This is a genomic window from Acetobacterium malicum subsp. dehalogenans DSM 11527, assembly GCF_000472665.1.
GTDB lineage: Bacteria > Bacillota > Clostridia > Eubacteriales > Eubacteriaceae > Acetobacterium > Acetobacterium malicum.
On the sequence record NZ_AXAC01000057.1, the window covers coordinates 1 to 10,421 of the forward strand.

Sequence of the window (10,421 nt, forward strand, 5' to 3'; positions counted from 1 at the left end):
ACAAAGTGATTTATCCTGTTTGGGGCAAAATCATTTAGCCTTACCAACAAAATAAAGTATGATAAATGACCTTGAAATGAGTCGTCCAACTTCTCATTCCGAGGTCATTTTTTATTCTTCATAATGTGGCTCAAAGCCTTGTAATTACCACAATTCTTTAAAGAGAGATTACTATTAAGAAAGCAAATATTACTTATTAATAAAACGCTATTATTGATTCCACAGGAATTGGGTTACAGGATAAAGCACTTTGCCCTTTTGAGGATAAACGTGTTTGCCCCGTAACATAGTGATATTTTTTATATTCTTTTTTGGGAAACAAAAAAGCTAGTAAAATCAATGGTTTGAGGTATCCCAAAAACAAATCCCCAAAAACGAAAATAAAGTTCCCAAAATTAAAAATTATGTTTTTGGGAAGATTTTTGGGAAAATGACAATGACTTAACGAAATCTTTCTTGAAGAAAACTAATTACGATACCGGGAGGAACTGCTATGAGGAAGAAAAATTATAAGGGTCGTTGTGAGAAGAAGTCTATCCTTAAGTCCAATGAAATATTCAAAGGTTATGATGCTGTTCAGTGTGCTTATGTTGATGTTCTATCTGCCAGAGACGATATTGTAGAAATCAGGTGTAATGTTCCATTAGATGATATGGATTATACATCTGATTTTTTGTGTTTTAAGGCATCAGGAGAAATGCTGGTCAGGGAATGCTTGTATCGGAAAATGATAACAAAGCCTATGACAATTAAGCTATTGGAAGCGAGCAGACAATATTGGCTCCGTAGAGGCGTAAAGGATTGGGGGATTGTTGTTAATGAAGAATAAGTTATTCCAATCAGGAGTTTCAATCATACGCATATTGGAATTTCGAGATGATGAAGCGCTTGTTATTGATTGTATTAAAAAGACAATGCCAGCATGGATTGATGCAACAGAAATTACTGCGTACAAGCCTTATACAGAAGATGAATTATTAGCGGTTATTGGAAATGTACCTACACTTGAAATGCTTGAATCTGAAAGAATTAGAGTGATGCATGAGCGTTACACGATGATTAATGATTTGCTTCCATTTATAAGCGATGAGAGGATTCGGGCTAGTAAAATAAGAGCTATTTCACAGGCAAATCATATCTCAAAACAGACTGTTAGAAATCACTTGTGTGTGTATCTTGCTTATATGGATATTATGGCATTAGCACCTAAGAAAAAAGATTCAGATAGAGATTTGACTGCTGATGAAAAAAATATCCGTTGGGGATTAAATAAGTTCTTTTATACACAACGAAAAAATTCATTACATACAGCTTACACGCTGATGCTAAAACATAAGTATTGTGATACTATAGGAAATTTGCTTGAACCATTTCCTAGCTTTTATCAGTTTCGATATTTTTATCGTAAGACAAAGAAGCTACAAAATTTTTATATTTCAAGAAATGGACTAAAGGAATATCAGAAAAATAAAAGACCGTTGCTGGGAGATGGTGTTCAGGAATATGCTTCAGTCCTTGGCACTGGAATGATTGATGCAACTATTTGTGATATTTATTTGGTTGATAATGAAGGCAGGATTGTTGGTCGTCCGGTTCTTACGATATGTGTAGATGTTTTTAGCGGTTTAATTATGGGATATTCTCTAACGTGGGAAGGCGGTACATATTCATTGCGAGATATGATGCTTAATGTTATTTCAGATAAAGTGGAACATTGTAAAAGAAATGGAATAGTCATTGTAGAAAATGAATGGCCTTCGGCGATGCTCCCTGCAAAGCTTGTATCTGACCAAGGAACAGAATATGTCGGAGATACCTTCGGGCAAATCGTAGAGTTAGGAGTAAAGTTAATAAATCTTCCGGCGTATAGACCAGACTTGAAAAGTTGTGCGGAGAAAACCTTTGACATGATTCAAGAAAGATTCCTGCCTCATTTAAAAGGAAAAGGTGTAGTAGAACCTGATTATAGAGAGCGTGGAAGTCATGATTATCGCAAAGATGCAAGACTCAACATAGAGCAATTTGAAAAAATTGTGATTCGCTGTATTTTGTTCTGTAACAATCATAGGATTATTGATAAATATCGGTTTACAGACGAAATGTTGACTAATGAAATTAAGCCATATGCAGCTGATATATGGAACTGGGGAATACATCAGACTGGATGTAATTTACTTCAAGTTGAACCAGCGGTTCTGATATTGACATTGCTCCCACGTGCTATGGGGCGATTTAGCAGATATGGATTAAAGGTCAACGGTATCCGCTATTACCATGAGGGGTACACAGAAATGTATCTGAAAGGTGGGGGAGTAACGGTTGCATTTAATCCTGAAAATTCTAATTATGTTTGGCTAATTGAAAAGGGGTCATACATAAAATTTAATGCTATCGAATCACGGTATAAGGATATGACTTTTGAAGCAATAGAGGATATGAAGCGTAGGCAAAGTGTTCTGAATCAAGGCGAACAAAAGAATTCTTTACAGGCTGAAATTACACTAATACATCAAATAGAATCCATAATTGCCGGAGTAGATAAATCTGAAAATGTGGAGATTAAGGATATTAGAAGTAATCGTAAAAAGGAACAGGAGACTAGGCACAAAGATTTTGTTAAGGAGGCTGGGATTTATGATTGAATGGAATAAATATCTGTTACCTATGCTAGCTGGTGATGAATTAAGAGCAGCACTACTGGATTTGCCTGAATACCAAGAGAGCATACGAGAGGAAGCTATCGCAATAAGATTGTTGGCATTATCGAATATTTATAAAATATATGTGCCACAGGTGATGTCGGTAGAAATTTATTTCAAATTGTTCACAGCAATGTTGATGTCATTGAACAAAAAAGAAACCAGGGATGCGATATTACAGCAGAAAAATAATTTTCTCGGAGCAAGAAAAGGAGAGTTCCGGGGAATCATTGGTGGCTCAGATTCTTTTAGTATTATTGGAAAATCAGGAATCGGTAAGTCTTCTGCTATTGAAAAAGCAATATCTTTAATTACAGGAGATAAAGTAATCGAAATAGATATGCCACATATAATGATTATCCCAATATTGCAAGTGCAATGTCCTTTTGATTGTAGTTCAAAATCACTGCTCTTAGAAATCCTTTGGGCAGTGGATGACCATATTGGAAGTAATTATTATCGGTCTGGGACAAGAACAGGTGTGACCGTAGATACATTAGTAGGATTAGTCAGTCAGGTGGCACTGAATCATATTGGCCTTCTAATAATTGATGAAATTCAAAATGTTGTAAAAAGCAAAAAGGGTGGTCTGTTGGTTGGTCTGTTAATGCAACTTATAAATACCAGTGGCATAAGTATCTGTATGGTTGGAACACCAGAAAGTGCAATATTCTTCGAATCTGAAATGCAATTGGCTAGGCGTTCACTTGGATTAAAATACTTTGCTCTAGGATTGGAGGATTATTTTGCCGATTTTTGTCGGGTTCTATTCAAATTTCAATACACGAAATATAAGTCAGAGCTGACAGATGAAATTATAAATTGGTTATTTGAACATAGTCAGGGTGTGGTGGCGATTGTTGTATCTCTAGTCCATGATGCTCAGGAAATAGCAATCATAAAGGAAATCGAATCTATTGATATTGAAACATTGTCGATGGCTTATGATGAACGAATGGGAATGCTTCACAGTAGGGTATCACTTGATAAAAAACGAAAATCGCAGACTTCGGTAAGAGGAAAAACGAAAATTGTGGTTCCAGCAAAAGTTGATTCATTTGCAGCTGATATAAAGTCTCTGGCGGATGCAGTTGAGTATTCTAAAAGCAATGACCTTGATGCTGTTAATACATTAATGCAAATGGTAACAGTGGAGGTGGTGCGAATATGATTGCATATTTTCCTGAACCATATCAAGATGAACTTGCTTATAGCCTATTTGCACGATATTACATGAGGTCTGGTTTTGCCACAGTTAGAGATGTGATGGCTGAGCTTTATGTGAACAGGTGGTATCGTGCTGATACTCTATTTTTCAACAAACTTTTACCTGAGGCTGTTGAGATAATGACCAAACACATGACGATAAAACAGTTTGTGGAGAAGCATACGATGTTCCCTTATTATGCAAGATTCATTGAACAAGACCGTAGAAAAAGAGCATTAGAATCATTAATAAATATGGATGGTAATTATCATAATTTGCTACCGATACCGAAAGGAAAATCAGGACGATTTTTACGGTATTGTCCAATGTGCGTAAAAGAGGATAGGGAAAAGTATGGTGAAACATTTTGGCATAGAGCTCATCAGATGGATGGTATAAATATTTGTAGTCGCCATGCGTGCCGTCTCATTGACAGTGGCGTACCTATCGGAGTCAAACAATCATCAGGATTAGAGTCAGCAGAACAAGCAGTTCGGGATGCGGATATTATTTATTTATATGATTCGAGAGAAAAGGAAATGGCTGAATACGTAACAGCAGTATTCTGGTCAGATATGAATTACACGAATGACAAAGTCGGAACGTTTTTGAGAGGAAAAATTGATGAAAAATATGTTTCAGCCAATGGTATAGTTAATAAAATAACTGAGCTCTATAAGGGGTATACTGAATACTTTAGCTCTATTCCTGACCACATGGACTTGCAAAGGTTTCAGAAAATCTATAATGGATATCGCTGGAATAGTTATGAAATATGTCAACTTGCATTGCTTGAAGGAATTACTGCAAAGGAGCTGGTCTCATTCAAAACATCAGATGAAGAAATTATGGAGGAAACATATAGAAAAATATCGCAGGAATATAACATAGATTATTATACAGTTGCTGCTATTGGAAAAACCATATTAAATGATTACTATAGAAAATCACGGGTTCAGAAGAAGAGCGGAATTCAAATGCATAAATGGGAGCAAATGGATTTAGAAATACTACCACAGGTTCAACAACTTATTGAATGGGTTAATAATAATCTAGAGGAACGTCCTGTTAAAATATGTGCATATTGGGCTTGTCGACAATTAAAGATTACAACTAAACAAATGGATAATTTACCACGATGTAAAGCTGAAATAAAAAAGTATAAAGAATCACAGGAGCATTATTGGGCAAGGGAAATAATCTGGGCAGTAAATCAAGTGGATAATGCTGGAATAGAATTGTGCTGGAAAAAAGTCAGAGAACTGACAAATATTCGCAAGCATAATTATGTTGCGGCATTGTCATATGTAAAAGAAATGACGGATACAACTAAATATGAGCGTATCCGCCAGTTAATATGATTTTATTGGACTTTGTTAGCTTTATCTAATGAACGCCATTCTTCAACTTCGTTTAATGTCTGAATATTAAACTCTGCTACAATAGTTAATAATGAAGGAAGGATTGCACCGACTGATTCATCCAATCCAGCTGCTATGAGTTCTTTTGGAATCTTAGTTGACTTGGGAATTGTTAGAGGATTGATTCCCAAGCCTGAGATTTCCTTGAGATATGTCTTCACAGTTGATAATTTACCTATATCTGTTATTGTTCCAATTTCGATTAAGGAAAGTGTTTTTGCAATTCCTTTACGGCGAGAAATATGATATAGCAATTTATTCAAACGTTCCTTTTTTGAAGGCTTGAACGTGGAATTATCAATGACCATATAAGCATGTTGCAAAGTACAATAATAGCCAGTGCCTGTTAATGCCTTGATATAACTCTCTAAAATATAATACTCAATTACTGGTGTTGCAAAATATCTTAAGTCACGAGCTGGAAGATTAAAACGCTTTTTGATAGCATTTATCTTGTTTTTCTTTATTTGAAATTCAATACGCAAAAAATCGTAATCATGATTAGCTAAATCGGGTTGTTCATTTTTGAGTGCATATTCTTTATTGTAAACATTTATGTTTAAAGATTTACTCTTGTAATAAACATACTTTTTATCAGGAAGAAGAAACTCGTCGTCATTAAATTCAGGTTCAAAGTCATTGTCTGTATCAGGTATATCTTCTTTTAATAATTCATCCTCATAATATTGGCGTTTGAGTGAACCCTTTAAAGTGTAGCCTTTATCTATCAATGATAAATAGATGTCAGAGTATGATTTGATATCGAAAGCAAAATCTATTCTTCTTAGTTTGAAAGTATTGTATTCATACCATACCTCACGCTCTTCTCTGCTTGAACTGTATCGATATTCATTGGATGTTTCAAGAAAAGGCAGAAACTCATATATATTGTAATAAATTGATTTAATGTAAGCATCGCCAAAGTTTAGGATATTGTTTGAGTAGTTACCATCACCACCAAACATTGTTCCAGGATTTATTGTTAAGGAAATCATATAATATTTTGAATCAGGGCTATAGCATGGGTCATTCTTTTTTCTGTTGAACTTGTATAGGCGAATATGAGAGATACCTTTGTCAGAATAAGATTGGGTAATCCATATGCCTTTATTGCTCAGACATTTAATTTGCTGTAATGATTTTATTGCTTGTTCATATTGGGCAGCAGAAATCATTGTTGATAATTCAAAGGTATGAATCATATGCATCAACTCCTTTTGTAAAATATTGTTATTATAGCATATATGATAGAGAAATTGGTGATGAATATAGTGTCGATTGGTTAGCTTTTTTGAGAGATAGCATTGTAATAGCTGATGAATACTGGGTTTATGGACTTTGCACAAAAGAAACACTTTCAGTTTCTACAGACATATAGTGAGCACATTTATAATGGTCAAAACTTTTAAGTTATGACACCGCTGAGCCACCTATGGAAACATACGGGTTTAATCGGTGTCGAAACATATAGCCAAAAGTATCTTAGGAGGAACTATAAAAAGTTTCTCTTTTTTTATACCAAAATTTAAGGAGGATTAAAAAATGAAGTATGGTTACGCAAGAGTAAGCACAAAAGGACAGCTTGACGGAAACAGCATTGAGGAACAAACGAATAAAATTAAAGTCATTTATCCTGATGTTGAAATCGTTGTTGAATCTTTTTCGGGAGCAAAAGAGCGTCCCCTATTCAATCAGATGTTGGAATCGGCAAAAGAAAATGATTATGTTGTTGTAACGAAATTAGACCGTTTTTGTAGGTCAACAAAAGAAGGATTAGGCTATATCGACCTTTTATTGAACAAAGGGGTGAAAATCCATATCCTCAACATGGGGTTAATTGAAAATACACCGATGGGCAGGTTGATTGTCACGAATCTGTTAGCATTCGCCGAGTTCGAAAGAGCCATGATTATTGAGCGCACCCAGGGCGGTAAAGCTATCGCCAAACAGAAAATAGATTTTAGGGAGGGCAGACCAAAGAAATTCAACAGTAAGAAAATCAATCACGCAATGGAATTGCTGGAATCCTATTCTTATAAACAAGTGGAAGAAATGACTGGAATCAGCAAATCAACCCTCGTTAGAGAAAAAAGAAAACAATCAGTAATTTAAAATGCCAGTATAGCGAAAATTTGTTTATATATTTTGAAATCTACCCGGTTACTATTATTTAAAAGTAGTTCTTAGATTGATACCCAACCGGTAGCATCACGACCTAGACAAGTCGCTAAAAGGTCTTATTTTTATGCCCATTATGAAATACGGCAATCCAAACAGTACAAATTAAAGTAAGAAAGGAACGAGAAAAAATGAGTACAGAAATCAAAACATTAGACGGCTGGTGTGAATTTTCAGACCGTACCGGAAAAGAAAGTATTAATGATTATTTAAATTTGGGGGACATCGTGTCAGAGGATATCGTTGATAATTTTATGGATATGCTGCCACCAAGAGCCATGTCACATGGATATTTACAGGTAGGCGAAGCATACGACCATGTTTATGATATTGACGGTAGATTAAGAGCCATTTATATGACCTTTGCTAAGTGTGACGGTCAGTGGCGGTATTATGGTAATTGTTTTGAATGGGAAACCGTTGATAAGAGTTGGAGATAGCCGAAAGGCTTTATTTTTTTGCTCAATATCAAGAAAGGTTGTGTTGTTATGTGTAGATTTCAGAGAAGGCCAGTAGGCGAATACTGCTTCTGTTGCCGAGAATGTTCGCTATATTTAAACACTTGTATTCCCATTGCCATTGGTGGTTATGTGGCTGGTGAATGTGATTTTGATTTTTGCTATTATTGCCCTGATTATTCAGAATGTACGGACATATGGGGAAGGTGATGCTTAATTTATGAAACTGTTGCAAGACGCTGATTCTACAAATAAAGCAATGCAGGAAGGATTTCAGCATGGGGAAAAATACACTCTGTCTACCCTCATGGCATTGCTTGCCGAGTTATAAAATCGCTATAATTTTCAAGAGTTTCTCTTTTTTCTCGATATCAAACCCCTTGATTGCCCTTAATATCTCATTGTCAAGAGCCAGTGAGGAATTATCATACTGGTCTGATAAAAGGTAGTCAATGCTGGTGCTAAGGGCATTAGCAATAGCCAGTAACACGTTAAGGCTGACTTTAGTATGGAAGTTCTCAATATTACTGACGTGTGATGTGTTACAGCTGACCGTTTCAGCAAGTTTCTCTTGTGTTAATCCTTTGCTCTGTCGTATTGTCTTTATCTTTAGGCCAAGCTTTGCGTAATCTATTTCCTGCTCCAATTAGAATATCCTCCAAATTTGTCTCAGTAAGTTTTTTTATGCTCTAATTGTAATATTTACAATTATGTAGTAGAATAATCTATACAAACTAAATATACTTACATAGACAAATTCAAAGGAGGTTTCATATAATCCAGTGACGAATGAGCCTGTTTAACCATACTCTTTGACAATTTCACTGATGAACAAGGTCTCAATGACCGAGTTACCATGGAAATGGCGTTCACCGGTTAGAATATAGACTTAAGTAATTGTGCACTCTGTTCGGAAACATTGAACTTGTTTTACGAACAGCCTGCGCTGAATCATCGGAATAGGTGCGCTAGCCCAGTGGAACATTCAATTGAACAAAAAGGAACATTATGTTACAATAAATACAGTTTGATGAAGGGAGATGAGTAATGTGTATTGTCGAAATTGTGGTGCGGTTCTCAATGATAAAGCTGAAATTTGTGTAAAATGCGACTGTCAATAATAAAGAATTAGAAATTGGAGATAAAGTTGTCTGTTCTGTCGCTTCAACCGGTCATTTATTCATTGGCAGAGTTTCAAAGTTTTATACTAGAAATAGGGGTTATAGAGTTGATGACCTTTGCACGGTTAGCTTTAATTTTTTTAGTGGCGGTAATCCATTAACCAATGTATCTTCGATTCGGATTATGAAATTAGAGGAGGAAAATCAAAATGAATAAAAAAATAACAATTCTATTATGTATCTGTATGCTATTTGCAATGAGTGGAGCAGTTCAAGCTGCAACAGAACCACCGGCTGAACTAATGGTAATGGATTCGCAAGAGTTACAAACTCAAACAACTGCAATAGACCCAGCGCTTCAGCCAAATGTTATTTATCAAACCCATATTCAAGATATCGGTATGCAAGAAGTTGCATTTAACGGTAATGTATCTGGTACAACAGGGAAAAACCTAAGACTAGAAGGTATTAGGATTTTTATTGAAGATTATTCTTATGATTTAGGTGTTGAATATCAAACTCATATTCAGAATATCGGCTGGGAAAAAGAAGCTGGTCAAGGCCTTAAATCTAATTTTCAGTTCTCTGGTTCGGAGGGTAAATCTTACCGGTTAGAGGGTATTAAAATCAAACTAACCGGTGCTGATGCCAATAAGTTCGATATTATTTATCGGACTCATATTGAAAACATTGGCTGGGAAAAAGAATGGAAGCGTAATGGCGCAATGTCTGGAACAGAAGGCCGGTCGTTAAAGCTCGAAGGGATTGTTATCAAGATTGTACCAAAAGGCACACAAGTACCTGCTGGTACGCCTATTACGCCTGACATGTATGAAGACGTTAACGATGGATGCAATAGAAATCAAAGCTATTACGTCAATTATGTACCGTGGAAGGTAAATTTTGACAATAGTAATTGTGAACATAAATGGGGAGGAGGCTGGTGGCCTTATGAAACATATAAGGACCAATTGCTTAAATGTATCGATGAACATTATTATAAAGAAACAGGGGAGTCTGTTGAGCTAACACCATTATACGAAGCGGATGTAGCTAATGGCTGTATTTATAATTATGTCGAATGGCAACAAGGACACGGAAACACAAAATATCCCGGAGGAATTAAGGAAAACGTATCTACATTTTATAATCTTACTTCAGACCGTTATGCGATAGCAGAAGAATTTCCGTTTTGGTTTACTTTTATCCCTGCTTTTTATTATTGTGAAAATTGCGGTCAAACAAGTCTGGGCGGTCATTGGAATTAAACAAAGGAAAATAATTATGAATCTAAATAATAAAATTAAATTAATTACTCAACTTTCCCAGCTCTAAAA

Annotated in this window: 9 protein-coding genes; 7 read left to right on the plus strand and 2 right to left on the minus strand. The window is 35.5% G+C overall.

Annotated features, from left to right (window positions below):
- Positions 1-493 precede the first annotated feature (493 nt).
- From A3KS_RS0116460 to A3KS_RS0116475, 4 genes are read left to right on the plus strand one after another with little or no spacing between them, the layout of a single operon-like run.
- Positions 494-829 (plus strand): PDDEXK family nuclease, encoded by a 336-nt coding sequence (locus tag A3KS_RS0116460; RefSeq protein WP_026395835.1) that lies wholly within the window; start codon positions 494-496, stop codon positions 827-829.
- Positions 819-2,642, plus strand: a complete 1,824-nt coding sequence (locus tag A3KS_RS0116465) for an integrase catalytic domain-containing protein (RefSeq protein WP_026395836.1) — start codon at positions 819-821, stop codon at positions 2,640-2,642. The genes A3KS_RS0116460 and A3KS_RS0116465 overlap by 11 nt, the downstream gene beginning before the upstream one ends.
- Positions 2,635-3,870, plus strand: coding sequence for a TniB family NTP-binding protein (locus tag A3KS_RS0116470; protein ID WP_026395837.1), 1,236 nt, complete (start codon positions 2,635-2,637; stop codon positions 3,868-3,870). Before A3KS_RS0116465 ends, A3KS_RS0116470 begins: the two co-directional genes overlap by 8 nt.
- Positions 3,867-5,267, plus strand: a complete 1,401-nt coding sequence (locus A3KS_RS0116475) for a TniQ family protein (protein WP_026395838.1) — start codon at positions 3,867-3,869, stop codon at positions 5,265-5,267. The genes A3KS_RS0116470 and A3KS_RS0116475 overlap by 4 nt, the downstream gene beginning before the upstream one ends.
- Before the next feature lie 2 nt (positions 5,268-5,269).
- On the opposite strand, the gene A3KS_RS0116480 is transcribed toward A3KS_RS0116475, so the two are convergent.
- Positions 5,270-6,529: a hypothetical protein gene (locus A3KS_RS0116480; RefSeq protein ID WP_026395839.1), complete on the minus strand. Its 1,260-nt coding sequence runs from the start codon at positions 6,527-6,529 to the stop codon at positions 5,270-5,272.
- A 340-nt stretch (positions 6,530-6,869) separates the two neighbouring features.
- On the opposite strand from A3KS_RS0116480, the gene A3KS_RS0116485 reads away from it, so the two are divergent.
- On the plus strand, positions 6,870-7,439 hold the full coding sequence (locus A3KS_RS0116485; RefSeq protein WP_026395840.1) for a recombinase family protein: 570 nt from the start codon (positions 6,870-6,872) through the stop codon (positions 7,437-7,439).
- 197 nt (positions 7,440-7,636) lie between these two features.
- Positions 7,637-7,945 carry a hypothetical protein gene (locus A3KS_RS0116490; RefSeq protein WP_026395841.1) on the plus strand — a complete coding sequence of 103 codons (309 nt, stop codon included), beginning with the start codon at positions 7,637-7,639 and terminating at the stop codon, positions 7,943-7,945.
- A gap of 343 nt (positions 7,946-8,288) precedes the next feature.
- Here A3KS_RS0116490 and A3KS_RS0116505 read toward each other — a convergent pair whose 3' ends face one another.
- Complete coding sequence (locus A3KS_RS0116505) at positions 8,289-8,609, minus strand: helix-turn-helix domain-containing protein (RefSeq protein ID WP_026395842.1); 321 nt, start codon at positions 8,607-8,609, stop codon at positions 8,289-8,291.
- Between the two features lie 684 nt (positions 8,610-9,293).
- Between A3KS_RS0116505 and A3KS_RS22855 the strand changes: the two genes are divergently transcribed.
- Positions 9,294-10,352 carry an Ig domain-containing protein gene (locus tag A3KS_RS22855; RefSeq protein WP_051355956.1) on the plus strand — a complete coding sequence of 353 codons (1,059 nt, stop codon included), beginning with the start codon at positions 9,294-9,296 and terminating at the stop codon, positions 10,350-10,352.
- The last annotated feature ends 69 nt before the right edge of the window (positions 10,353-10,421 follow it).

Bases quoted from the DNA above. Each gene is read 5' to 3' on its own strand.
- A3KS_RS0116460 (WP_026395835.1), top strand. From the start codon at position 494: ATGAGGAAGAAAAATTATAAGGGTCGTTGTGAGAAGAAGTCTATCCTT.
- A3KS_RS0116470 (WP_026395837.1), top strand. From the start codon at position 2,635: ATGATTGAATGGAATAAATATCTGTTACCTATGCTAGCTGGTGATGAA.
- A3KS_RS0116490 (WP_026395841.1), top strand. From the start codon at position 7,637: ATGAGTACAGAAATCAAAACATTAGACGGCTGGTGTGAATTTTCAGAC.
- A3KS_RS22855 (WP_051355956.1), top strand. From the start codon at position 9,294: ATGAATAAAAAAATAACAATTCTATTATGTATCTGTATGCTATTTGCA.
- A3KS_RS0116475 (WP_026395838.1), top strand. From the start codon at position 3,867: ATGATTGCATATTTTCCTGAACCATATCAAGATGAACTTGCTTATAGC.
- A3KS_RS0116465 (WP_026395836.1), top strand. From the start codon at position 819: ATGAAGAATAAGTTATTCCAATCAGGAGTTTCAATCATACGCATATTG.
- A3KS_RS0116480 (WP_026395839.1), bottom strand. From the start codon at position 6,529: ATGATTCATACCTTTGAATTATCAACAATGATTTCTGCTGCCCAATAT.
- A3KS_RS0116485 (WP_026395840.1), top strand. From the start codon at position 6,870: ATGAAGTATGGTTACGCAAGAGTAAGCACAAAAGGACAGCTTGACGGA.